Raw genomic sequence first — 324 nt, 5'->3', positions numbered from 1 at the left:
ACAGTGCTTAATTTCAGTAGACGATTCGTTAGAAAAAAATCCTTCTGAATTTACTTTTGGATTTTGATCGGCGTTAAGTGTTTGTTCATCAATTGGTTGTGCTGAGTTCTCTGTTTGGTTCGTGAACTGAGATATTATCTTCTGTCTCCGAATTTCGTGTAGTTGTGTTAAGTCGAGGCTGCGCATTAATTAATTCCTCTAGTTCTTTACCGGTTATATCTGCAGGTACTGGAATAATTCGTTCATGAATAATCACTTGCGGATCGTTAATGAACATAGGTTCAGGTATTGTTTTAATTTTCTCTACATACACAGGAATTTCTG

1 pseudogene is annotated in these 324 nt (G+C 36.1%); it reads right to left on the bottom strand.

From position 1 onward, the window contains the following. Positions 1-88 precede the first annotated feature (88 nt). Positions 89-324, bottom strand: a pseudogene (locus tag AB4653_RS28210) (hypothetical protein); the annotation flags it as partial.

Source organism: Vibrio sp. 10N.222.48.A3, from assembly GCF_041475345.1.
Lineage (GTDB): Bacteria > Pseudomonadota > Gammaproteobacteria > Enterobacterales > Vibrionaceae > Vibrio > Vibrio tasmaniensis_A.
This window is presented reverse-complemented; position numbering and strand designations above follow the sequence as displayed.